The sequence below is a fragment of the Variovorax sp. RO1 genome, from assembly GCF_002849325.1.
In the GTDB taxonomy this organism is placed as follows: domain Bacteria; phylum Pseudomonadota; class Gammaproteobacteria; order Burkholderiales; family Burkholderiaceae_C; genus Variovorax.
In genome coordinates this window covers 220,993-244,145 of the sequence record NZ_PKMT01000004.1, presented here as the reverse complement: position 1 = coordinate 244,145, position 23,153 = coordinate 220,993, and the positions used below count along the sequence as shown (strand labels likewise).

The following is a 23,153-nucleotide window of genomic DNA, read 5'->3' as shown; positions in this document are numbered from 1 at the left end:
TTTCTTTCTGTTTACGACAACCACCAAGAGGACGAGACAAATGAAGCTCTACAAGACACTCATCGCACTTGCTGCCGGCGCTGCAGCCGCGTTGACCACACTGGCTGCAGGCGCCACCGAGTTCCGCTCGGCCGACATCCACCCCGACGACTACCCCACGGTGACCGCCGTGAAGTTCATGAGCGAACGGCTCAAGGCGTTGTCCGGGGGCAAGCACAGCATCAAGGTCTTCAACAACAGCGCGCTCGGCAACGAGAAAGACACGATCGAGCAGACCAAGATCGGCGCGTTGCAGATGGTGCGCGTGAACATCGCGCCCATGAACAACATCTGCCCCGAGACGCAGGTGCCGACCATGCCCTTCCTGTTCCGCTCGGTCGACCACCTGCACAAGGTGCTCGACGGTCCGGTCGGTGAAGAAATTCTGAAGTCGTGCGAGAAGCAGGGCTTCGTGGGCCTGGCCTACTACGACAGCGGCGCGCGCTCGATGTTCACGGCCAAGAAGGCGGTGCGCAACTTCGCCGACATGAAGGGCCTGAAGGTCCGCGTGCAGCAGTCCGACCTGTGGGTGTCGATGCTCGAAGCCATGGGCGCCAACGCCACGCCGATGCCCATGGGCGAGGTGTACACGGGCCTGAAGACCGGCCTCATCGACGCCGCAGAAAACAACTACCCCACCTACGAAAGCGCGCGCGCCTTCGAGGTCGCCAAGTACTACAGCAAGACCGAGCACTCGATGGCGCCCGAGATGCTGCTGTTCTCCAAGCGCGTGTGGGACAAGCTCTCCACCGAAGAGCAAGGCTGGCTGCGCCAGGCCGCGAAGGAATCGGTGCCTTACATGCGCAAGCAGTGGCAGGAGCGTGAAGTGAAGTCGCTGGCCACGGTGAAGGCCGGCGGCGCCGAGATCATCGACGTCGACAAGGCCCCGTTCCAGGCCGCGATGAAGCCGGTGTATGACAAGTTCATCACGGACGCGAAGCTGAAAGACCTGGTCAAGCGCGTCCAGGACACCAAGTAAGCAAGTCCCTCTGCTGATTGGCTCCTTCCCCTTCCGGGGGAAGGTTGGGATGGGGGCACGACGGCGCTGGCATCGCAACGCCGCTGGCCCCCACCCCGGCCCTCCCCCGGAAGGGGAGGGAGACAGAAAAAAGAACCTTCATGTACACCAAACTTTGCCGCACGCTCGCCCGTGCCTGCATGTGGATGGGCATCCTCGGTCTCGTCGCGGTGATCTGCGCCGTGAGCTGGCAGGTGTTCGGCCGCTATGTGCTCAACAACACCCCCACCTGGGCCGAAAGCCTCGCGCTGCTGCTGGTGCTCTACGTGACCATGCTGGGCGTGGCCGTGGGCGTGCGCGACGCGGGGCACATCGGGCTTGAATCCTTCCTCGTACTCGCGCCCGACTGGCTGCGCCTGAAGATGGAATACCTCATCCACGCGCTGATCCTGCTGTTCGGCCTGGCCATGGCCTGGAACTGCGCCTCGCTCGCTGAATCGGTGTGGGACTACCGCCTCCCCACGTTGTGGATTTCCGAAGGCTGGAAGTACGTGCCCGCCGCCGTGTCGGGCGTCCTCATCGTGATGTTCTCCATCGAACACATCATCGCGCTCGCTCAAGGCCGCGAAGTCGAACCCGCCTGGGGCTGAACCTCATCATGACGACCCCTCTTCTCATTCTTTGCCTCTCGTTCACGCTGTTCCTGCTGCTCGGCGTGCCGGTGGCGTTCTCGATCGGCCTCTCGGCCCTGGCCACGCTGCTGTACGAAGGCCTGCCGCTCGCGGTGGGCTTCCAGCAGATGACCTCGGGCATGGGCATCTTCTCGTTCCTCGCGATTCCATTCTTCATCTTCGCCGGCGAACTCATGCTCTACGGCGGCATCGCGGACCGCATCGTCAACTTTGCGCGCAACCTCGTGGGCCACGTGCGCGGCGGCCTCGGCATGTCGAACGTGGTGGCCTGCACCTTGTTCGGCGGCGTCTCGGGCTCGCCCGTGGCGGACGTCTCGGCCATGGGCGCCGTGATGATCCCGATGATGAAGAAGGAGGGCTACCACGCCGACTACGCGGTCAATGTGACGACGCACGCGGCACTGGTCGGCGCACTCATGCCGACGAGCCACAACCTCATCATTTACTCGCTCGCAGCGGGCGGCAAGGTGTCGATCGCGGCGCTGATTTTGGCGGCGCTGCTGCCGGCGGCCGTGCTCACCATCAGCAACCTCGCAGCCGCCTACCTCGTGGCCGTGAAGCGCGGCTACCCCGCCGGCAAGTTCCCGGGCTGGGAGATCGTGGCGCGTTCGTTCGCGGCGGCGCTGCCGGGCCTGTTCATCGTGGTGCTGATCCTCGGCGGCATTCTGTCGGGCATCTTCACGGCGACCGAATCGGCGGCGGTGGCGGTGCTCTATGCGCTCGGCCTCACGATCTTCGTGTACCGCACGCTGAAGTGGGAGCACTTCATCAAGGCGGCTGCGAAGGCGGTGCGCACCACAGGCGTGATCCTGCTGCTCATCGGCATCTCGAGCACCTTCGGCTACCTCATCAGCCTGTACGGCGTGGCCCAGCTCACGGGCGAGATGCTGTCGCAGGTGACCACCACGCCGTGGATGATCTTCCTGCTCATCAACATCATCCTGTTCGTGCTGGGCACCTTCCTGGACATGGCCGCGACGATCCTGCTGTGCACGCCGATCTTTTTGCCCATTGCCCAGCACTACGGCATGACCTCGGTGCAATTCGGGGTGGTGATGCTCATCAACTGCGCGCTCGGCCTGAACACGCCGCCCGTGGGCACCACGCAGTTCGTCGGCTGTGCCATCGGCGGGGTGTCGGTGGGCACGGTGATGCGAACGATCTGGCCCTTCTATGGCGCATTGATCTTTGCGCTCGGGGTGGTTACCTTTGTTCCCGCGTTTTCCACCTGGCTCCCGGGCCTGTTCATGGTGGTGAAGTAAAGACAGAAGAAAGGGCCTCCCGATGGCCGATGCGAACACCCGACCGCCGCTGTACATCCGCATCCACGCGGCCGACAACGTCGCCATCGTCGCGAACGACGGCGGCCTCAAGGCCGGCACGGCCTTTGACGACGGCCTCGTGCTGGTCGACACCGTGCCTCAAGGGCACAAGGTCGCGCTGACCGACCTGGCCGAAGGCGCGGCCATCGTGCGCTACAACGTGGTGATCGGCTACGCGCTCAAGGCGCTGCCGCGCGGCAGCTGGGTGCATGAGCGCGTGATGCGCATGCCGGTCGCGCCCGAGCTCGACGGCCTGCCCATTGCCACGGTCAAGCCCCCTGCCCTGCCGCCGCTCGAGGGCTACACCTTCGAGGGCTTCCGCAACGCCGACGGCTCGGTGGGCACGCGCAACATCCTGGCCATCACGCAGACCGTGCAGTGCGTGGCCGGCGTGACCGAGTTCGCCGTGACGCGCATCAAGGCCGAGCTGCTGCCGAAATACCCTCATGTGGACGACGTGGTGGCGCTCGAGCACAGCTACGGCTGCGGCGTCGCCATCGACGCGCCCGACGCCATCGTGCCGATCCGCACCCTGCGCAACATCAGCCTCAACCCGAATTTCGGCGGCGAGGTGATGGTCGTGAGCCTGGGCTGCGAGAAGCTGCAGCCCGAGCGGCTGCTGCCGCCCGGCACCATCCCGATCACCGACCAGCGCGGTGCGCCCGCTGAAGATCTCGACGTGGTCTGCCTGCAGGACGACGCGCACGTCGGCTTCATGTCGATGATCGATTCGGTGATGCGACAGGCCGACGTGCACCTCGCGCGCCTGAACCAACGCCGACGCGAGACCGTGCCCGCCAGCGAACTCGTCGTGGGCGTGCAATGCGGCGGCAGCGACGCTTTCTCGGGCGTCACCGCCAACCCGGCCGTAGGCTTTTGCACCGACCTGCTGGTGCGCGCGGGCGCCACCGTGATGTTCTCGGAAGTCACCGAGGTGCGCGACGGCATTGACCAGCTCACCTCGCGCGCGTCCACGCCCGAAGTGGCCGACGCGATGATCCGCGAGATGGCCTGGTACGACGCCTACCTGGACAAGGGCCGCGTCGACCGCAGCGCCAACACCACGCCCGGCAACAAGAAGGGCGGGCTGTCGAACATCGTCGAGAAGGCGATGGGCTCGATCGTGAAGTCGGGCTCGTCGCCGATCACCGGCGTGCTCGCGCCCGGCGAGAAGGTGGCGCAGAAGGGCCTGATCTACGCCGCCACGCCCGCCAGCGACTTCATCTGCGGCACGCTGCAGCTCGCGGCCGGCATGAACCTGCATGTGTTCACCACCGGCCGCGGCACGCCCTACGGGCTGGCCGAGGTGCCGGTGATCAAGGTCGCCACGCGCAGCGACCTCGCGCGCCGCTGGCACGACCTGATGGACGTGAACGCAGGCCGCATCGCCGACGGCGAAGCCAGCATCGAAGACATCGGCTGGGAGATGTTCCGCCTGATGCTCGACGTGGCCAGCGGCCGCAAGAAGACCTGGGCCGAGCACTGGAAGCTGCACAACGCGCTGGTGCTGTTCAACCCGGCACCCGTGACCTGACACCGAAAGGAGAGCATCCATGGAAGACCTCAAGGACAAGACCGCCCTCGTCACCGGTGCCAGCACCGGCATCGGCGCGGCGGTGGCCATCGCGTTTGCCGCGCGCGGCATGCGCGTGGCGGTGCACTACAACAGCTCGGCCGAGGCGGCGACCCGCGTGGTCGACACCATCCGCGCCGCCGGTGGCACGGCCTTCGCGCTGCAGGCCGACGTGCGCGACACGGCTGCGATCCGCGCCTGCGTGCAGGAAACCACGGCGCAGTTCGGCCGCATCGACGTGCTCGTGAACAACGCCGGCAGCCTGGTCAAGCGCATGCCCATTGCCGAGTTCGACGATGCGCTGTTCGACGAGGTGATGCACATCAACGCGCGCTCCGTGCTGGCCTTCTGCCGCGAGGCCGTGCCGCAGATGCGCAAGCAAGGCAGCGGCACCATCATCAACGTGACCTCGGTGGCCGCACGCACCGGCGGCGGGCCCGGCGCCTACCTGTACGCGGGCGCCAAAGGCTTCGTGAGCACGGCGACGCACGGCCTCGCAAGAGAACTCGTGGGCGACCGCATCCGCGTGAACGCGGTGGCGCCGGGCGTGATCCAGACGCCGTTCCAGGACCGCTTCTCGACGCCCGCGATGCTCGAGACCTTCAAGACCGGCATCCCGATGGGGCGCCTGGGCACGGCCGACGAATGCGTGGGCGCCTTCCTGTACCTCGCGTCCGAACAGCTCTCGGGCTACGTGACAGGCCAGGTGCTCGAGGTGAACGGCGGGCAGTACATGCCCTGACCTCCCCGCCTTCTCGGCACCACAGATCAACAACGGAGACAGAGACACCATGCAAAGAAGCCAGTTCGTCCGCGGCATTGCCGCACTTTCGGCCACCGCCGCCCTCTCGCTCGGCCTGGCCGCGCCCGCTGCGGCACAAGCCAACGACTTCCCGAACCGCACCATCGAGCTGCTCGTGCCCTACCAACCCGGCGGCGGCACCGACGGCCTGGCGCGCGCGTTCTCGGAAGCAAGCCGCAAGCACATCTCGCAGAGCATCGTGATCGTCAACCGCCCCGGCGCGGGCGGCGCCATCGGCTGGACCGAGGTGATCAACGCCAAGCCCGACGGCTACAAGCTCGCGGTGCTCACCGTGGAGCTGCTCACGCTGCCGCACCTGGGCCTGGCCAAGTTCAACTACGACGACTTCCAGCCGATTGCGCAGCTCAACGCCGACCCGGCCGCGATCACCGTGAAGGCCGATGCGCCGTGGAACACGATCGAAGAGTTCCTCGCCGCCGCGAAGAAGTCGCCCGAAGGCATCCGCGTGGGCAACTCGGGCAACGGCTCGATCTGGCACCTGGCCGCCGCCGCGCTCGAAGACAAGACCGGCACCAAGTTCGGCCACATCCCCTACCAGGGCGCGGCGCCCGCCGTGCTGGCGCTGCTGGGCGGCCACATCGAGGCCGTGGCCGTGAGCCCCGCCGAAGTCACGACGCACGTGCAGGGCGGCAAGCTCAAGGTGCTGATGGTGATGGCCGACAAGCGCGTGAAGGGCTTCGAGAAAGTCCCGACCGCCAAGGAGCGCGGCATCGACCTGTCGATCGGCACGTGGCGCGGCCTGGGCGCGCCGAAGAACACGCCGCCTGAAGTGATGGCCAAGCTGCGCGAGATCACCGCCAAGACCGCCGCCGAGCCGCTCATGCACGAGGTGATGGACAAGCAGAACCTGGGCTACGTCTACACCGACGGCGCCGTGTTCAAGGACACGCTGGCCAAGGACAACGCCTACTTCAAGGCGCTGATCACCAAACTGAACATCAAGCCGTGAACGCCCCACGACAAGGAGACACTGCCATGCAACGCCGCACACTCATCCAGTCCGCCCTCGCCGTTTCGCTCGCCGCGGCCCTGCCCGCCTTTGCGCAAGGCGGCACCACTTGGCCCACGGGCAAGGCCATCACCTACCTCGTGCCCTTCCCCGCGGGCGGCACCACCGACGTGCTGGGCCGCCTCATCGGCCAGAGGCTCGGCACCGCGCTCGGGACGAGCGTGATCATCGACAACAAGGGCGGCGCCGGCGGCAGCGTGGGCTCCGAGATCGGCGCGCGCGCCGCGCCCGACGGCTTCACGCTGGTGGGCGGCACGATCAGCTCGCACGCCATCAACGTGAGCCTGTACCCCAAGCTCGGCTACGACCCGCAGAAGTCGTTCGCGCCCGTGACGCTGATCGGCACCAACCCCGTCGTGCTGGTCGTGAACCAGGCCAGCCCCTACAAGACGCTGAAGGACGTGATCGCCGCGAGCAAGGCCAAGGCCGGCGGCCTCTCGTCGGCCTCGGCGGGCACGGGCACCTCGCAGCACCTGGCGCTGGAGCTGCTGGGCTTCAAGTCGGGCGTGAAGTTCACGCACATCCCCTACAAGGGCAGCGGCCCGGCGATCCAGGACGTGATCGGCGGCCAGGTCGACATGATGTTCGACACCACCGTGGTGGCCGGCCCGCACATCCAGAGCGGCAAGCTGCGCGCCATTGCCGTCACCTCGGCCAAGCGCCTGGCCTCGATGCCCGACGTGCCCACGGTCGCCGAATCGGGCGTGCCCGGCCTGCAGGACTTCGAGGTGGTGTCGTGGCAGGCGATCTTCGTGCCCGCCGGCGCGCCCGCCCCCGTGGTCGAGCGCCTGCACACCGAGATCCGCAAGATCCTCGCGACGCCCGAGATGCAGGACAAGCTCAAGGGCTTCGGCATGGAGCCCGCCGACCTGACGACCGCACAGATCGCCGCCTTCCAGAAGTCGGAAGTGGAGAAGTGGGCGCAGGTGATCAAGGCAGCAGGCATCAAGGCCGACTGACCCAACTCCCTCAGCAGCGGCGCCCGACAGCCTCCACACCCCCACAAGCGCCCGGTGGGCGGTGTGGTGCGGGCGGCCCCTCTGTGCCGCCGAGGCGCGCAGCGTTTCGCGGATCAGGGCTCGCAGCTGTCTGAGCGGAACGCAGTGGAGCGAGTTCTGCGAGACCCCGCGAAACGCGAGCACCGCAGGGCAGCCGCGAAGCGGCCGGCACAGTGGGGCCGCCCGCACCGCACCGCCCGCCGGGCGCGTGCCCCGCAAAGAGCACCCGCCCCCCCGCGAACCAAGGGAAGCTTCCTACGCCCCCCGAGGGAAGCGCTTTATAGAATGCCCGTCCGATTCCGCATTCCAGGCCTTTCACAACGTGTCCGATCGCTCCGCAGTTCTGCCCCAATACCTGTTCCCCAAGCAGGCCCTGACCAATTTCGCCGGCTGGGTCGCAGGCAAGGAACGAGGCGCGGTCACCACCTGGATCATTCGCCGCTTCGTTGCCAAGTACGGCGTCGACATGGGCGAAGCGCTCGAGTCCGACATCCATCACTACAAGAGCTTCAACCAGTTCTTCACGCGCGCCCTCAAGCCCGGCATGCGCCCGCTCGCACAGGCCGACCTCGTCTGCCCCGTGGACGGCGCCATCAGCCAGTTCGGCGCCATCGAGGGCGACCAGATCTTCCAGGCCAAGGGCCACAACTACACGACCACCGCGCTGGTCGGCGGCGACGCGGCGCTGGCTGCCAAGTTCGCGCACGGCAGCTTTGCCACGCTGTACCTGAGCCCCAAGGACTACCACCGCATCCACATGCCCTGCGACGGGCGGCTGGTGCGCATGATCCATGTGCCCGGCGACCTGTTCTCGGTCAACCCGACCACCGCGCGCGGCGTGCCCGGCCTGTTCGCGCGCAACGAACGCGTGGTGTGCGTCTTCGAATCGGCCAACGGCCCCTTCGTGCTCGTGCTGGTGGGCGCCACCATCGTGGGCAGCATGGCCACCGTATGGCACGGCGTGGTCAACCCGCCCCGCGTGGGCGAGCTGCGCGAGTGGCACTACAACGACCAGCAGATCGACATCCGCAAAGGCGACGAGATGGGCCGGTTCTTGCTGGGCTCGACCGTCGTCATGCTGTTCCCGGCGCCTGCGCTGGCCTTCAACCCGGACTGGTCGCCCACCCGCGCGATCCGCCTGGGCGAAGCCATGGCCAACTACGCCTGATTTGTGAAGCTTTGTCTCGAAACCCGCATGCTGCATGCCTGCACAGCTATAAAACCAGTAGCATCCTGATCCTTCGCGCTATAGTCGTCGGCCAGTCAGACGGTCCATGACGACCAATCACAAACAAGAGTGCGCCGCCCCGGCCCGCCCCCCGGCCGACGGTCCGCCCAGCTTCGAGGAGATGATGTCGATGAGTACCAAGGAAAACGCAGCCATCAGCCAGTTGCTCGCCCTGCTCGAAGCCCGCTATGCGCTGCGTGTGCTGTGGGCCCTGCGCGACGGCCACGCCCAGACCTTCCGGCTGCTGCAGGACAGCGTCGGCGGCATCACTCCCAACACCCTCAACACCCGCATCAAAGAGTTGCGCGAAGCCGGCGTCGTGAGCCACGGCAGCGACGGCTACTGCCTCACGCTGAGCGGGCAAGACCTGCTCAAGCGCCTGTCCGACCTGCAGGCCTTTGCCGCCAAGTGGCAGCTCGGGCAGAGCAAGAAGGCCGCGGGGCCGGCCGCCGCCCAGCCGGCCTCTGCCGACGCGTCCACACCTGTGACGCCCGCGCCTTCCGCACCCGACGCGACACCTCCCGCATCGACGCCGTCCGGCTCCGACAGCCAGGGCTGAAGCGGGGGCGCTCCGAGCCTCGGTAAACTCCGCGGCTCCGATTCCTCTCCCATTTCATCGACGCAAGGAGCGTTTCCCATGCCCACCACCCCCTCCGGCCTGCAATACGAAGACACCGAAGTCGGCACCGGCGCTGAAGCCAAGGCCGGTCACCACGTGCATGTGCACTACACCGGCTGGCTCTTCAACGACGGCGTGCAAGGCGCCAAGTTCGACTCCAGCCGCGACCGCAACGACCCCTTCGCGTTCTCGCTGGGCGCCGGCCAGGTCATCAAGGGCTGGGACGAAGGCGTCGCCGGCATGAAGATCGGCGGCAAGCGCACGCTGATCATCCCCGCTGCGCTGGGCTACGGTGCCCGCGGCGCCGGCGGCGTGATCCCCCCGAACGCCACCCTGAAGTTCGACGTCGAGCTCCTCGACGCGCATTAAGGGCTCGCCCCCCAGGCTGCGCGGCACTTCGTGTCCGCTGCGCCAACCCCCTACCGGGGGCGACACCTGAGGCCCGGCGAAGCCGGTTCCTCGGTGTCTCTCGCGAAAACCACTTCGCGACCCGTATTGCGGCCCTTTCGGCCGCATTTTTACGCTTGAAAAGCCCTAGAGCAGCCCCAAGTGGCTGGCTGTGTTTGTTTTCCGGCGCACGCCGGTTCTTTGAAAAATGTCTGACCCGCAACAATCCGCACAGAATTCTCAAATGCTGCAAGGCGAGCCCAGTCCCGAAGAACTGGAGGCCGCGCACGCCGCCAACGAAGCCGAGGCGCTCGACGCCCTGGCCGTGGCACAAGGCGAGCTGGCTGCCCTGCAGGCCAAGAACGTCGAACTGGCCGACCAGTACCTGCGCGCGCAAGCCGACGTGCAGAACGCCCGCCGCCGCGCCGACGACGAGATCACCAAGGCCCGCAAGTTCGCGGTCGAGGCCTTTGCCGAGAGCCTGCTGCCGGTGACCGACAGCCTCGAAGCCGGCCTGGCCATCAAGGACGCCACGCCCGAGCAGATCCGCGAAGGCGCCGAAGCCACGCTGCGCCAGCTCAAGAGCGCGCTCGAACGCAACAAGGTGATCGAAGTGGCCCCCGCCGCCGGCGACAAGTTCGACCCGCACCTGCACCAGGCCATCTCGATGGTGCCTGCCGACCAGGAAGCCAACACCGTGGTCGGCCTGCTGCAGAAGGGCTACACCATCAACGAGCGCGTGCTGCGCCCGGCGCTGGTCACCGTGGCCGCGCCCAAGTAAAAGCGGCATCGGCCCACAAGATTCCCACAGGAAATCCCCGCGTCATCCCTTGAATCACGCCGGGTTATCCACAAGTTCATAACAACATATTTTTCCGAATTTCAGGAGTAAGAACATGGCAAAGATCATCGGCATCGACCTCGGCACCACCAACTCGTGCGTGTCGATCATGGAAGGCAACACCACGCGTGTGATCGAGAACTCGGAAGGTGCCCGCACCACGCCGTCGATCGTCGCGTACCAGGAAGACGGTGAAGTCTTGGTCGGTGCCTCGGCCAAGCGCCAGGCCGTTACGAACCCCAAGAACACGCTGTACGCGATCAAGCGCCTGATCGGCCGCAAGTTCGAGGAAAAGGAAGTCCAGAAGGACATCGACCTGATGCCCTACACCATCGCCAAGGCCGACAACGGCGACGCATGGGTGGAAGTGCGCGGCAAGAAGATGGCCCCGCAACAGGTCAGCGCCGACATCCTGCGCAAGATGAAGAAGACCGCCGAAGACTACCTCGGCGAAACCATCACCGAAGCCGTGATCACGGTGCCGGCGTACTTCAACGACGCACAGCGCCAGGCCACCAAAGACGCCGGCCGCATCGCGGGCCTGGACGTCAAGCGCATCATCAACGAGCCCACCGCTGCAGCTCTGGCCTTCGGCCTGGACAAGCAGGACAAGGCCGATCGCAAGATCGCCGTGTATGACCTGGGTGGCGGCACCTTCGACGTGTCGATCATCGAAATCGCTGACGTCGACGGCGAAAAGCAGTTCGAAGTGCTGTCGACCAACGGCGACACCTTCCTGGGCGGCGAAGACTTCGACCAGCGCATCATCGACTACATCATCGGCGAGTTCAAAAAGGAACAAGGCGTCGACCTGGGCAAGGACGTTCTCGCCCTGCAACGCCTGAAGGAAGCCGCTGAAAAGGCCAAGATCGAGCTGTCGAACAGCGCGCAGACCGACATCAACCTGCCGTACATCACGGCCGATGCATCGGGTCCGAAGCACCTGAACATCAAGCTCACCCGCGCCAAGCTGGAAAGCCTTGTCGACGAGCTGGTCGAGCGCACCATCGCGCCTTGCCGCCTGGCCATCAAGGACGCCGGCATCAGCGTGAACGACATCAACGACGTGATCCTGGTCGGCGGCATGACCCGCATGCCCAAGGTGCAGGAAAAGGTGAAGGCCTTCTTCGGCAAGGAACCGCGCAAGGACGTGAACCCCGACGAAGCCGTGGCTGTCGGCGCCGCCATCCAGGGCCAGGTGCTCTCGGGTGACCGCAAGGACGTGCTGCTGCTCGACGTGACCCCGCTGTCGCTGGGCATCGAGACCATGGGTGGCGTGATGACCAAGATGATCACGAAGAACACCACGATCCCGACGAAGTTCGCACAGACCTTCTCGACCGCCGAAGACAACCAGCCGGCCGTGACGATCAAGGTGTTCCAGGGCGAGCGTGAGATCGCTTCGGGCAACAAGGCCCTGGGCGAGTTCAACCTCGAGGGCATTCCGCCGGCATCGCGCGGCACGCCGCAGATCGAGGTGAGCTTCGACATCGACGCCAACGGCATCCTGCACGTCGGCGCCAAGGACAAGGGCACCGGCAAGGAAAACAAGATCACCATCAAGGCGAACTCGGGCTTGAGCGAAGACGAGATCCAGAAGATGGTGAAGGACGCCGAGCTCAACGCCGAAGACGACAAGAAGAAGCTCGAACTCGTGCAGGCGCGCAACCAGGGCGAAGCCATGGTGCACAGCGTGAAGAAGTCGCTCGGCGAGCACGGGGCCAGCCTCGAAGCCGCCGAGAAGGACGCGATCGAAGCCGCGATCAAGGACGTCGAGGAAGCCCTCAAGGGTGAAGACAAGACCGTGATCGAGGAAAAGACCAACACGCTGATGACCGCGAGCCAGAAGCTCGGCGAGAAGATGTATGCCGAATCGCAGGCCGCCGCGGCCAGCGCCTCGGCAGCCAGCGGCCCGGCAGGCGCGGAAGCCTCTGCCAGCGCGCAGGCCGACGACAACGTGGTCGACGCCGAAGTCAAGGAAGTCAAGAAGGGCTGATCTTCAGCCCCTTGCACAAGGCTGGAACACCTGAACAGGTGCTCCAGCCTTTCTCGCTTCCAGTTCCCCGAGTTCCTGCCGCCCGACCGAATCTGCTGACATGGCCACCAAACGCGACTACTACGAAACCCTCGGCGTTCCCAAGAACGCCAACGAGGACGAAATCAAGAAGGCTTATCGCAAGCTTGCGATGAAGCACCACCCCGACCGCAACCACGGCGACACCAGCAAGGACGCCGAGGCCAAGTTCAAGGAGGTGAAGGAAGCGTACGAAATGCTGTCGGACGGCCAGAAGCGCGCCGCCTACGACCAGTACGGCCATGCCGGCGTCGACCCCAACATGCGCGGCGGCCCGGGCGCGGAAGGCTTCGGCGGTTTCGCGGAAGCCTTCGGCGACATCTTCGGCGACGTGTTCGGCGGTGGCGGCCGCGGCCGCACCAGCAGCGGACGCCAGGTGTTCCGCGGCAGCGACCTGAGCTACGCGATGGAAGTCACGCTCGAGGAAGCCGCCGAGGGCAAAGACGCCCAGATCCGCATCCCGAGCTGGGACGACTGCGGCACCTGCCACGGCTCCGGCGCCAAGCCCGGCACCAAGCCCATCACCTGCACCACCTGCCACGGCGCGGGCGCCGTGCAGATGCGCCAGGGCTTCTTCAGCGTGCAACAGACCTGCCCCACCTGCCACGGCAGCGGCAAGATCGTTCCCGACCCGTGCACCGTGTGCCACGGCCAGGGCAAGATCAAGAACAACAAGACGCTCGAGGTGAAGATTCCGGCCGGCATCGACGACGGCATGCGCATCCGCAGCACCGGCAACGGCGAGCCCGGCACCAACGGCGGGCCGCCCGGCGACCTGTACATCGAGATCCGCCTCAAGAAGCACGACCTGTTCGAGCGCGACGGCGACGACCTGCACTGCGTGGTGCCCGTGAGCGTCACCACCGCGGCGCTCGGCGGCGAGATCAACGTGCCCACGCTCAAGGGCGCAGCCGCCATCGACATTCCCGACGGCACGCAGAGCGGCAAGCAGTTCCGCCTGCGCGGCAAGGGCATCAAAGGCGTGCGTTCGAGCTACCCGGGCGACCTGTACTGCCACGTGCGCGTGGAAACGCCCGTGAAGCTCACCGAGCACCAGCGCAAGCTGCTCAAGGAGCTCGACGAATCGCTCAAGAAGGGCGGCGACAAGCACAGCCCGACCGACAAGGGCTGGTTCGACAAGGCCAAGGAATTCTTCAGCTGAAGATATTGCTGCTGACGCGCTGACGGCCTTCGTCAGCGCCGGGCCGACGCCCTGTCGGCCCGCTGCGTGCCCTCTTTCGGCCGCCTCCGCCCTTCGGCGGCGCGCCAGGCACGCGAACGGTGCTCCCCGCACCGTTGCGGAACGCCGCCGACCGGCGCCCGCGCTGTCTTCCCACGTTTGCATGCGCCAGCCACCCGCTGTGGAAGTGGCGCGGGGATTGCTTTAATGTTTTTTTGGATATGCAATAAACCAAACGACAGGTCGTGCGTTATTGATGAAAGGCATCGGCTTTATTGAACCCGGGTTCAATTAGGAAACCTGTTCGCCGGAGAATTGCAATGAGGACGATAGCCATTCGGCATAGTCATTTCATCCGGGGACAATTACGCGAGCGCGAGCTTTTCAATTTAACAGAAACGCGAATAGAAGTTCCTTGTTTTCCGAGGAACTTTACTCGGCAGAGGGGTTCAGAATAAATAAAACATTTGCCTGGTTCTTTCTTTGCTTTATGCTGATTGAACCGATTGAGTAGGTAGTGTGTAAGGGAGTTTTCCACGGCATACGGCCATGGGCGGGGCCCCTCTTCCAAGAGGAGCGACGCAGTCTCTGGCTGTAGGCATCGGGGTCAAAAGCCCCGCCGACCTAAGGAGGCGCGACCATGGACGTGATCAGCAACTTTGCAGCCCGCTACGAACGCACCCGCGAGGAAGTTCTCTCGCTGCAGGAATATCTGGATATCTGCAAACGCGATCCGACGGCATATGCAACGGCCTCCGAACGAATGCTTCAGGCCATTGGCGAGCCGGAACTGGTAGATACCCGCAATGACCCCCGTCTTTCGCGGATCTTCGCGAACAAGGTCATCAAGATCTATCCGGCGTTCAAGGAGTTCTATGGCATGGAAGATGCCATCGAGCAGGTGGTGTCCTATTTCCGCCACGCCGCACAAGGCCTGGAAGAAAAGAAGCAAATCCTTTACCTGCTGGGCCCCGTCGGCGGCGGCAAGAGCTCGATCGCCGAGCGCCTGAAGCAGCTCATGGAGCACGTGCCCTTCTATGCGATCCACGGCTCCCCGGTGAACGAATCGCCCCTGGGGCTGTTCGACACCCTCGAAGACGGCGAGATCCTCGAGAAAGAGTTCGGCATTCCCGTGCGCTACCTGAACCGCATCCTGTCGCCCTGGGCCGTGAAGCGGCTCGAGGAGTACGGCGGCGACATTCGCCAGTTCAAGGTGGTCAAGCGCTACCCCTCGGTGCTGCGCCAGATCGCGGTCGCCAAGACCGAGCCGGGCGACGAGAACAACCAGGACATCTCCTCGCTGGTCGGCAAGGTCGACATCCGCAAGCTCGAAACCTACGCCCAGGACGACCCGGACGCCTACGCCTACTCCGGCGGCCTGTGCCTGGCCAACCAGGGCCTGCTCGAGTTCGTGGAAATGTTCAAGGCGCCCATCAAGGTGCTGCACCCGCTGCTCACGGCCACGCAGGAAAGCAACTTCAAGGGCACCGAGGGCTTCGGCGCCATTCCCTTCGACGGCATCGTGCTGGCCCACAGCAACGAGAGCGAGTGGAAGGCGTTCCGCAACAACAAGAACAACGAGGCTTTCCTCGACCGGATCTACATCGTCAAGGTGCCGTACTGCCTGCGTGCCTCCGAAGAGATCAAGATCTACGAGAAGCTGGTGCGCAACTCGTCGCTGGCCAAGGCCCCGTGCGCGCCCGGCACCTTGCGCATGATGGCGCAGCTGTCGGTGCTCACGCGCCTGAAGGAGCCCGAGAACTCCAGCACCTTCAGCAAGATGCAGGTGTACGACGGCGAGAACCTCAAGGACACCGACCCCAAGGCCAAGTCGATCCAGGAGTACCGCGACTACGCGGGCGTCGACGAGGGCATGAGCGGTGTGTCGACGCGCTTCGCCTTCAAGATCATCTCGAAGGTGTTCAACTTCGACAGCACCGAGGTGGCCGCCAACCCCGTGCACCTGATGTATGTGCTCGAACAGCAGATCGAGCGCGAGCAGTTTCCGCCGGAAACCGAGCAGAAGTACATCAGCTACATCAAGGAGCTGCTGGCGCCGCGCTATGCCGAGTTCATCGGCAAAGAGATTCAGACCGCGTACCTCGAGAGCTACAGCGAGTACGGCCAGAACATCTTCGACCGCTACGTGACCTACGCCGACTACTGGATCCAGGACCAGGAGTTCCGCGACGTGGACACCGGCGAAGTGTTCGATCGCGCCTCGCTCAACGGCGAGCTCGAGAAGATCGAGCGGCCCGCCGGCATCGGCAACCCGAAGGACTTCCGCAACGAGATCGTCAACTTCGTGCTGCGCGCACGGGCCGGCAACGCGGGGCGCAACCCAGCGTGGACCAGCTACGAGAAGCTGCGCGCAGTCATCGAGAAGAAGATGTTCTCCAACACCGAAGAGCTGCTGCCGGTGATCAGTTTCAACACCAAGAGCAGCGCCGACGAGCAGAAGAAGCATGAAGACTTCGTGACCCGCATGGTCGAGAAGGGCTATACCGCCAAGCAGGTCCGGCTTCTGTGCGAGTGGTACCTGCGCGTGCGCAAGAGTTCATAGCGGACAGCGGGAACAACGGGCGCATGCGACGAACCTAACCATCGCATCGCCCACCGTTTTGCAAGGAGCTTTGAAAACATCGTGGCCATCCTGCAGCAGATCATCGATCGTCGGCTCTCGGGCAAGAACAAGTCCATCGGCAACCGCGAGCGCTTTCTTCGGCGCTACAAGGGGCAGATCCAGGAGGCGGTGCGGCGCGCGGTCAGCGGGCGCAACATCCGCGAACTGGAGCAAGGCGAAGACGTGACCCTGCCGCGCCATGATGTCTCCGAGCCGGTGTTCGGCCATGCGCGCGGCGGCGACCGCGAGTACGTGCACCCCGGCAACCAGGAATACCTCAAGGGCGACCGCATCGCGCGCCCCGAGGGCCAGGGCGGCGGCGGCTCGGGCAGCGGCGAGGCCAGCGACAGCGGCGAAGGCGAGGACGACTTCGTCTTCCGCCTCACGCGCGAGGAGTTCATGCGTGTCTTCTTCGACGACCTTGCGCTGCCGCACCTCATCCGCACCCAGATCGCCGAAGTGCCCGAGTGGAAGAGCCACCGCGCCGGCTTCACCAGCGACGGCTCGCCCAACAACCTGCACGTGGTGCGCTCCATGCGCGGCGCGCTCGCGCGGCGCATTGCGCTCGGCGGCGAACCGCGCAAGGAACTCAAGCGCCTGGAGGCGCACCTCCTGGTCCTGAAAGCACATCCGCAGGCCGAGACGGCACTCATCCAGAAGGAAATCCGCGAGACCGAGGATCTCATCGCCGAGCTGCGCCGCACCATGCGACACGTGCCCTACATCGACCCGATCGACCTGCGCTACCGCAACCGCGTGAAGACGCCCGTGCCCAGCGCCAAGGCCGTGATGTTCTGCCTCATGGACGTGTCGGGCTCGATGGACGAGGCGCGCAAGGACATGGCCAAGCGCTTCTTCATGCTGCTGTACCTGTTTCTCACGCGGCACTACGAGCGCATCGACCTCGTGTTTCTGCGCCACCACACGCAGGCGCAAGAGGTGACCGAGGAAGAGTTCTTCCACGCCACCGAAACCGGCGGCACCGTGGTGTCGAGCGCGCTGGTGCTCATGGACGAGATCGTCAAGGCCCGCTACGCCAGCGGCGAATGGAACGTGTACGGCGCCCAGGCCAGCGACGGCGACAACTGGCACCAGGACAGCGGCCGCTGCCGCGAACTGCTGGTCGACAACATCCTGCCCGTGGTGCGCTACTACGCCTACGTGCAGGTGGCCGAGACCGAGCAGAACCTGTGGCAGGAGTACCAGCAGCTCGAGGGCGTCGCGCCCAACTTCGCGATGCGCAAGGTGTCGGACGCACAAGACATCTACCCGGTGTTCCGCGACCTGTTCAAGAAGGAAGGGGTCCCCGCATGATCACCACCACCGAACGCCCTCCCGGTGCCCCCGTCCTGCCGCGCAGCACCGACCTGCCCACCTCGCGCCTGGAGCGCCTGCCCAGTCCGTCCGACTGGACCTTCGAGCTCATCGAGACGTACCACACCGAGATCGCCAAGACAGCCAGGAGCTTCGGCCTGGACACCTATCCGAATCAGCTCGAGGTGATCACGGCCGAGCAGATGATGGACGCCTACGCCAGCGTGGGCATGCCCATGATCTACAGGCACTGGTCTTACGGCAAGCAGTTCATCTCCACCGAGAAGAACTACAAGCGCGGCCACATGGGACTGGCCTACGAGATCGTCATCAACTCCGATCCGTGCATTGCCTACCTCATGGAAGAAAACACCATGGCCATGCAGGCCCTGGTGATCGCTCACGCGGCCTACGGGCACAACAGCTTCTTCAAGGGCAATTACCTGTTCCGCATGTGGACCGATGCGTCGTCGATCATCGACTACCTCGTCTACGCGCGGCACTACATCGCCGAGTGCGAGGAGCGCCACGGCCTCGATGCCGTGGAAGACCTGCTCGACTCCTGCCACGCGCTCATGAACTACGGCGTCGACCGCTATCGCCGCCCGCAGAAGCGTTCGCTGGCGCAAGAAAGCGCACAGCGCGCCGACCGCGAGCGCCACATGCAGCAGCAGGTGAACGACCTGTGGCGCACGCTGCCGCGCAAGAGCGAGCAGGCGGCAGAGTCGGAAGCCGAAGCCGCACGCCGCTTTCCGTCGGAGCCGCAGGAGAACCTGCTCTATTTCATCGAGAAGAACGCCGCCCTGCTCGAACCGTGGCAGCGCGAGGTGGTGCGCATCGTGCGCAAGATCGCGCAGTACTTCTACCCGCAGCGCCAGACCCAGGTCATGAACGAAGGCTGGGCCACCTTCTGGCACTACACGTTGCTCAACACCATGTACGACCGCGGCCAGCTGGACGACGGCTTCATGATGGAATGGCTCAGCTCGCACACCAGCGTGGTGTTCCAGCCGCCCGTGGGCCACCGCGCCTACAGCGGCATCAACCCCTATGCGCTGGGCTTCAAGATGTTCACCGACCTGCGCCGCGTCTGCGAAAAGCCGACCGAGGAAGACCGCCGCTGGTTCCCCGACTACGCGGGCACCGACTGGGTCAGGACGCTCGACTACGCCATGCGCAACTTCAAGGACGAGAGCTTTGTCGGCCAGTTCCTGAGCCCGAAGACGATGCGCGATTTCCGCCTGTTCGCCATCCGCGATTTCCAGAGCGAATCGGAACTCGAGGTGTCGGCCATCCACGACGACAGCGGCTACCAGGCGCTGCGCGAATCGCTGTCACGCCAGTACGACATCGGCAACCGCGAGCCCGACATCCAGGTCTGGAGCGTCGCCACGCGCGGCGACCGCTCGCTCACGCTGCGCCACACACAGCGCAACAACCTGCCGCTGAACGACAGCGCCGAAGAAGTGCTGAAGCACGTCGCAAGGCTCTGGGGCTTCGACGTCCACCTGGAAAGCGTCGACAGCGGCGGCCGGGTCAGCCGCAGCTGGAAGGCTGCTGCGCCCAAGCAGAACTACTGAAGAAGGGTCAGGGCACGAGCGCGGCGATGGCCAGCGTATAGCCCTTCACCCCCAGCCCCACAATGATCCCGCGCGCCGCAGGCGAGATGTACGACTTGTGGCGGAACTCCTCCCGTGCATGCACGTTCGAGATGTGCAGCTCGATCAGCGGCACGCTCGCCCCCTTGATGGCGTCGTGCAGCGCGATCGACGTGTGGGTGTAGGCGCCCGGGTTCATCACCACGCCCAGCATGTTGCCGGCGGCCACTTCGCGGCCCGCCTCCTGGACCCAGTCGATCAGCACGCCTTCGTGGTTCGACTGGCGGCATTCGATCTCCACGCCGAGCTTGGCGCCCGTGTCCTTGCACAGGCGTTCGACGTCGGCGAGCGTGTCGCGACCGTACTGTTCGGGCTCGCGCGTGCCGAGCAGGTTGAGGTTGGGGCCGTTGAGAACGAGGATTTTCTTCATGATGGATCGGTGAAGGAAGCAGACGGATGCAGGAAGAAGGCCGATTATGGTCGCGCTGCAGGCCGCGCCCGGCGCGCTGAAGACGACACCGCCGCGGTCGAGCCCACGTAGTGGTTGTACGAGCCGATGTCCGCCACGCAGCGCGCCATCAGGTCGACGAACGCGCGCAGCTTCTGCCCCATGTAGCGCTGCCGCTGGTAGGCGCAGTACAGCCGCCGCGCCTCCGGCGGCCACTGCGGCAGCACCGGCACCAGCACGCCCTGCGCCACCTCGGGGCCCGCAAAGAACACCGGCAGCGGCGCGATGCCCAGGCCGTCGATGCAGAAGGTTTTCATCACCCAGTGGTCGTTGGTCTCGAAGGCCGGCTCCGTGCGCACCACGTGGCGCCCCGAGGCCTGCTGCGACACCAGCCGCAGCGGCGACGGCGGCCCCGACGGCTCGTGCATCGCGATCATCCGGTGCTGCGCCAGCGCCTCGGGCGTCTGCGGCGTGCCGTGCCGCACCAGGTACTGCGGGCTGGCGTACAGGCCATAGGCCAGCCGGCCCAGCAGCTTGGCGACCAGGTCCGGCAGGTCGGGCGGCGCCGAGCCCACATAGCAATCGACCTCGCCGATCTGCGGGGCCTGCAAGCCGTTCGCCACGTCGAGCTGGCAGCGAACGTTCGGGTGCGATTCGAGAAAGATCCGCACCACATGGCAGACGAAGGAGGTGCTGAACTGCGTGTCGGACAGCAGCGTGAGCCGCCCCGACACCCCGCCCGTGAGTTCCTGCACCTCGGTGCGCGCCGTTTCCAGCCGGCCGCTCACCTCGCCGAGCAGCCCCTCGCAGCGTGCGAAGAACGCACGCCCGGCTTCCGTCGGCGCGATGCGGCGCGAACTGCGCAGCAGCAGCTGGGCGCCCAGCAGTTCCTCCAGCCGCGTGAGCTGCCGGCTCAGCGTCGCCTTCGACACGCCCGACAGGCTCTCGGCCTTGGTGAGGCTTCCGCTCTTCATCACGAGCACGAAGGCCTCGACCAGCGCGAGGTCGATGCGCCCGGCGCTCATGAATGCCACCGCCGTGGGGGTCGTCGTTGCAGGAATGAAAAGGAGCGTCTTGGCATGGGGCTTTCATCGGTGCGGCGGACACGCTACGGTAGGCGGCACCGCCGACAAGGGCATGGCCGATGCTATGCCGGTTTGCGGCGCCCTTTTCCGTCGACCCCACGATCAAGACCCATGAATCCCTCAGTCACCTGGCACCCCGTCGCCCCCTCCGCCGAGGTGCGCGCCGGCGCCAACATCGTCGCCGGCTTTGCGCAAGGCCAGGAGCTCGCACTGTGGCGCGCGGCCGATGGCACGCCCCAGGCCTGGGAGAACCGCTGCCCGCACCGCAGCGTGCGCTTCACGCTCGGCCAGGTGACCGGCGGCGACCGCCTGGCCTGCGCGTACCACGGCTGGCAGTACGAGGCCGGCAGCGGCGCGTGCGTGCGCATCCCGGCGCACCCGGCCATGCAGGCGCCGCGCAACGTCTGCGCCAAGGTGTTCGCCACGGCGGATGCGGCGGGCATGCTGTGGGTGCGCCTTGCGGCCGAAGGCCCGCCCGCGCCGGCTGAACTCGTCACCGCCGTTCCCGCCGGCTGGCACCTCGCTCGCACGTTGACCTTGCGCGTGGCCGCGTCCGAAGTGCGCGACGCGCTGGCGCAGCATGGCTTCGCACCGGCAGGAACGCCCGATGCATGGCAAGGCACGCTGGGCGATTCACCCGTCGCCGCATTGCTGCTCGACGCCCAGCCGCAGCTGAGCTTCCTGCACCTGTGGACCGACGCAGCGCCCGGTTCCGACGCAATGGCCCGCCTGCACCTCGCAGCGCGCCAGCTGCGCAGCGCCATCGAAGCCGCGTCATCGCACTGAAAAGAAGAAAGAAAAACATGCCCTTCGTCACCGACGACCCCAACATGCTCGACGACTGGCTCGTCGCCGGCCCCGCGAGCGGCTTGCCCCACACAACGCGGCTGCTCGGCGAAACCCTGCACCTGCACACCGATGCCGACGGCGTGCCGCACGCCCTTCTCGGCACCGACGCACTGACCGTGCAATCGCGCTACGGCTTCCTCTGGGTCTGCCCCAGCGGCCGCCCCGCGCGCGCGCTGTTCGCCTTCCCCGAGCACGAAGAGCCCGGCCGCCGCCTCGTCGATTGCGGCGGGCTCGGTGTGGCCGTCTCGGGCCTGCGCGTGATCGAGAACTTCCTGGACATGGCGCACTTCCCCTTCGTGCACCCCGACTACCTCGGCAAGGTGCCGCACACCGAAGTCGCCAAGTACAACGTCGAGGTCGACGCCGCCACCGACGAGATCTGGGCCACCGACTGCCGCTTCTGGCAGCCGCGCGCCTCGGCCGCCCACGACACGGGCAGCGAGGTGTTCTACAAGTACCGCGTGATGCAGCCCTTCTCGGCCATGCTCTACAAGTCGAGCCACCGGCCCGACAAGCTCGACGCCATCGGCCTGTTCCTGCAGCCGGTGGACGACGAGCACGTCATCGCCCACACGCTGCTGGCCTACTTCGACGACGTATCGACCGACGCCGAGCTCATCGCCTTTCAGCACACGATCTTCGGGCAGGACAAGCCGATCCTGGAGAACCACGCCTTCAAGCGCATGCCGCTCGAAGGCCGCGCCGAGACGCCCACGCGCGGCGACACCACCTCCGTCACCTACCGCCGCTGGCTGCGCGAGCGCGGCATGCGCTTCGGCACCGCGAGGGCCGCCGCATGACCGTCAGGCTCTACGACTACCCGCTCTCGGGCAACTGCTTCAAGGTGCGGCAGATGCTGCTGTGGCTCGGCGTGGACCACGCGAGCGTGCCGGTCGATTTCCATCCGGGTCGCGAACACAAGTCCGCCAGATTCCTTGAACAGATCAACCCGCTGGGTCAGCTCCCGGTGATCGACGATGAAGGCTTCGTGTTGCGCGATGCGCAAGCCATCCTCGTCTACCTCGCAAGCCGCTACGACGCATCGCAGCGCTGGTACCCCGCCGACCCGAAGCTGCGCGGCCAGGTCGCGATGTGGCTCGCCATGGCCGACGAGATCACACGCACCGCCTCGGCCGCCCGGCTGCACGACGCGCTGGGCTACACGCACCTGGACGTCGACGCCTGCCGACGCGGCGCGCGCGCGGCCTTCCGCGTGCTCGACGACCACCTCGCCGAGCAGCACGCAGCCACCGGCCTGCGCTGGCTCGCCGCTGCGCCCGAGCCGACCATCGCCGACCTCGCCTGCTTTCCGTACGTGGCGCTGGCGGGCGAAGGCGGCATCCCGCTCGACGAATTTCCCGCGCTGCGCCGCTGGGTCTGGGATTTCCGTCACCTGCCCGGTTTTGTGGGCATGTCGGGTATCTTCCCCGCTGGCCCCGCCTGAAAGCGCGCCTGAGTATCCTTGTCCCCTTCCGCTCTCTGAAGAACCGAAT

Annotated in this window: 20 protein-coding genes and 1 pseudogene; 19 read left to right on the top strand and 2 right to left on the bottom strand. The window is 65.8% G+C overall.

Annotated features, from left to right (window positions below; all coding sequences use genetic code 11):
- The first annotated feature begins 40 nt into the window (after positions 1–40).
- The 16 genes and pseudogenes from CY658_RS21465 (at position 41) to CY658_RS21385 (ending at position 19,260) form a co-directional block, all read left to right on the top strand.
- Positions 41–1,018, top strand: a complete 978-nt coding sequence (locus tag CY658_RS21465; RefSeq protein WP_101492117.1) for a TRAP transporter substrate-binding protein — start codon at positions 41–43, stop codon at positions 1,016–1,018.
- A 140-nt stretch (positions 1,019–1,158) separates the two neighbouring features.
- Positions 1,159–1,647 (top strand): TRAP transporter small permease, encoded by a 489-nt coding sequence (locus CY658_RS21455; protein ID WP_056582957.1) that lies wholly within the window; start codon positions 1,159–1,161, stop codon positions 1,645–1,647.
- A gap of 8 nt (positions 1,648–1,655) precedes the next feature.
- Entirely contained in the window at positions 1,656–2,951 is a 1,296-nt protein-coding gene (locus tag CY658_RS21450) for a TRAP transporter large permease (protein WP_101492116.1), read from the top strand.
- Positions 2,952–2,973: 22 nt separating this feature from the next.
- Positions 2,974–4,545 (top strand): galactarate dehydratase, encoded by a 1,572-nt coding sequence (gene garD / locus CY658_RS21445; RefSeq protein ID WP_101492115.1) that lies wholly within the window; start codon positions 2,974–2,976, stop codon positions 4,543–4,545.
- 19 nt (positions 4,546–4,564) lie between these two features.
- Positions 4,565–5,326, top strand: coding sequence for an SDR family NAD(P)-dependent oxidoreductase (locus CY658_RS21440; RefSeq protein ID WP_101492114.1), 762 nt, complete (start codon positions 4,565–4,567; stop codon positions 5,324–5,326).
- Between the two features lie 49 nt (positions 5,327–5,375).
- Positions 5,376–6,356, top strand: coding sequence for a tripartite tricarboxylate transporter substrate binding protein (locus CY658_RS21435; protein WP_101492113.1), 981 nt, complete (start codon positions 5,376–5,378; stop codon positions 6,354–6,356).
- Positions 6,357–6,382: 26 nt separating this feature from the next.
- On the top strand, positions 6,383–7,375 hold the full coding sequence (locus CY658_RS21430) for a Bug family tripartite tricarboxylate transporter substrate binding protein (RefSeq protein ID WP_101492112.1): 993 nt from the start codon (positions 6,383–6,385) through the stop codon (positions 7,373–7,375).
- A 361-nt stretch (positions 7,376–7,736) separates the two neighbouring features.
- Positions 7,737–8,582 (top strand): archaetidylserine decarboxylase, encoded by an 846-nt coding sequence (gene asd / locus CY658_RS21425; RefSeq protein ID WP_056582945.1) that lies wholly within the window; start codon positions 7,737–7,739, stop codon positions 8,580–8,582.
- Positions 8,583–8,772: 190 nt separating this feature from the next.
- Positions 8,773–9,075, top strand: a pseudogene (locus CY658_RS21420) (winged helix-turn-helix transcriptional regulator); the annotation flags it as partial.
- 204 nt (positions 9,076–9,279) lie between these two features.
- Complete coding sequence (locus tag CY658_RS21415) at positions 9,280–9,630, top strand: FKBP-type peptidyl-prolyl cis-trans isomerase (RefSeq protein ID WP_101492111.1); 351 nt, start codon at positions 9,280–9,282, stop codon at positions 9,628–9,630.
- 226 nt (positions 9,631–9,856) lie between these two features.
- Positions 9,857–10,429: a nucleotide exchange factor GrpE gene (grpE, locus tag CY658_RS21410; protein WP_101492110.1), complete on the top strand. Its 573-nt coding sequence runs from the start codon at positions 9,857–9,859 to the stop codon at positions 10,427–10,429.
- A gap of 115 nt (positions 10,430–10,544) precedes the next feature.
- A complete protein-coding gene (gene dnaK, locus CY658_RS21405; protein ID WP_101492109.1) occupies positions 10,545–12,485 on the top strand; it encodes a molecular chaperone DnaK in 1,941 nt (646 codons plus the stop codon).
- A gap of 100 nt (positions 12,486–12,585) precedes the next feature.
- Positions 12,586–13,725 (top strand): molecular chaperone DnaJ, encoded by a 1,140-nt coding sequence (dnaJ, locus tag CY658_RS21400; protein WP_101492108.1) that lies wholly within the window; start codon positions 12,586–12,588, stop codon positions 13,723–13,725.
- 658 nt (positions 13,726–14,383) lie between these two features.
- On the top strand, positions 14,384–16,306 hold the full coding sequence (locus tag CY658_RS21395; RefSeq protein ID WP_101492107.1) for a PrkA family serine protein kinase: 1,923 nt from the start codon (positions 14,384–14,386) through the stop codon (positions 16,304–16,306).
- Between the two features lie 81 nt (positions 16,307–16,387).
- Positions 16,388–17,680, top strand: a complete 1,293-nt coding sequence (locus CY658_RS21390; protein ID WP_099796127.1) for a YeaH/YhbH family protein — start codon at positions 16,388–16,390, stop codon at positions 17,678–17,680.
- Positions 17,677–19,260 (top strand): SpoVR family protein, encoded by a 1,584-nt coding sequence (locus tag CY658_RS21385; protein WP_257884959.1) that lies wholly within the window; start codon positions 17,677–17,679, stop codon positions 19,258–19,260. The genes CY658_RS21390 and CY658_RS21385 overlap by 4 nt, the downstream gene beginning before the upstream one ends.
- A gap of 7 nt (positions 19,261–19,267) precedes the next feature.
- Here CY658_RS21385 and aroQ read toward each other — a convergent pair whose 3' ends face one another.
- Positions 19,268–19,708, bottom strand: coding sequence for a type II 3-dehydroquinate dehydratase (aroQ, locus tag CY658_RS21380; RefSeq protein WP_101492106.1), 441 nt, complete (start codon positions 19,706–19,708; stop codon positions 19,268–19,270).
- A 44-nt stretch (positions 19,709–19,752) separates the two neighbouring features.
- Positions 19,753–20,751: a LysR family transcriptional regulator gene (locus CY658_RS21375; RefSeq protein ID WP_101492105.1), complete on the bottom strand. Its 999-nt coding sequence runs from the start codon at positions 20,749–20,751 to the stop codon at positions 19,753–19,755.
- A 171-nt stretch (positions 20,752–20,922) separates the two neighbouring features.
- Here CY658_RS21375 and CY658_RS21370 point away from each other — a divergent pair, with 171 nt between their 5' ends.
- From CY658_RS21370 to CY658_RS21360, 3 genes are read left to right on the top strand one after another with little or no spacing between them, the layout of a single operon-like run.
- On the top strand, positions 20,923–21,597 hold the full coding sequence (locus CY658_RS21370; protein ID WP_101492104.1) for a Rieske (2Fe-2S) protein: 675 nt from the start codon (positions 20,923–20,925) through the stop codon (positions 21,595–21,597).
- 17 nt (positions 21,598–21,614) lie between these two features.
- A complete protein-coding gene (locus CY658_RS21365; RefSeq protein WP_101492103.1) occupies positions 21,615–22,460 on the top strand; it encodes an aromatic ring-hydroxylating oxygenase subunit alpha in 846 nt (281 codons plus the stop codon).
- Entirely contained in the window at positions 22,457–23,104 is a 648-nt protein-coding gene (locus CY658_RS21360; protein WP_101492102.1) for a glutathione S-transferase family protein, read from the top strand. Before CY658_RS21365 ends, CY658_RS21360 begins: the two co-directional genes overlap by 4 nt.
- Positions 23,105–23,153 lie beyond the last annotated feature (49 nt).

Excerpts from the sequence above, each read along its gene's own strand:
- CY658_RS21450 (WP_101492116.1), top strand. The coding sequence starts at position 1,656 with ATGACGACCCCTCTTCTCATTCTTTGCCTCTCGTTCACGCTGTTCCTG.
- CY658_RS21395 (WP_101492107.1), top strand. The coding sequence starts at position 14,384 with ATGGACGTGATCAGCAACTTTGCAGCCCGCTACGAACGCACCCGCGAG.
- grpE (WP_101492110.1), top strand. The coding sequence starts at position 9,857 with ATGTCTGACCCGCAACAATCCGCACAGAATTCTCAAATGCTGCAAGGC.
- CY658_RS21385 (WP_257884959.1), top strand. The coding sequence starts at position 17,677 with ATGATCACCACCACCGAACGCCCTCCCGGTGCCCCCGTCCTGCCGCGC.
- CY658_RS21430 (WP_101492112.1), top strand. The coding sequence starts at position 6,383 with ATGCAACGCCGCACACTCATCCAGTCCGCCCTCGCCGTTTCGCTCGCC.
- CY658_RS21455 (WP_056582957.1), top strand. The coding sequence starts at position 1,159 with ATGTACACCAAACTTTGCCGCACGCTCGCCCGTGCCTGCATGTGGATG.
- CY658_RS21375 (WP_101492105.1), bottom strand. The coding sequence starts at position 20,751 with ATGAGCGCCGGGCGCATCGACCTCGCGCTGGTCGAGGCCTTCGTGCTC.
- CY658_RS21365 (WP_101492103.1), top strand. The coding sequence starts at position 21,615 with ATGCCCTTCGTCACCGACGACCCCAACATGCTCGACGACTGGCTCGTC.
- dnaK (WP_101492109.1), top strand. The coding sequence starts at position 10,545 with ATGGCAAAGATCATCGGCATCGACCTCGGCACCACCAACTCGTGCGTG.
- CY658_RS21465 (WP_101492117.1), top strand. The coding sequence starts at position 41 with ATGAAGCTCTACAAGACACTCATCGCACTTGCTGCCGGCGCTGCAGCC.
- CY658_RS21360 (WP_101492102.1), top strand. The coding sequence starts at position 22,457 with ATGACCGTCAGGCTCTACGACTACCCGCTCTCGGGCAACTGCTTCAAG.
- CY658_RS21415 (WP_101492111.1), top strand. The coding sequence starts at position 9,280 with ATGCCCACCACCCCCTCCGGCCTGCAATACGAAGACACCGAAGTCGGC.
- CY658_RS21435 (WP_101492113.1), top strand. The coding sequence starts at position 5,376 with ATGCAAAGAAGCCAGTTCGTCCGCGGCATTGCCGCACTTTCGGCCACC.
- aroQ (WP_101492106.1), bottom strand. The coding sequence starts at position 19,708 with ATGAAGAAAATCCTCGTTCTCAACGGCCCCAACCTCAACCTGCTCGGC.
- CY658_RS21440 (WP_101492114.1), top strand. The coding sequence starts at position 4,565 with ATGGAAGACCTCAAGGACAAGACCGCCCTCGTCACCGGTGCCAGCACC.
- CY658_RS21370 (WP_101492104.1), top strand. The coding sequence starts at position 20,923 with ATGAATCCCTCAGTCACCTGGCACCCCGTCGCCCCCTCCGCCGAGGTG.
- garD (WP_101492115.1), top strand. The coding sequence starts at position 2,974 with ATGGCCGATGCGAACACCCGACCGCCGCTGTACATCCGCATCCACGCG.
- dnaJ (WP_101492108.1), top strand. The coding sequence starts at position 12,586 with ATGGCCACCAAACGCGACTACTACGAAACCCTCGGCGTTCCCAAGAAC.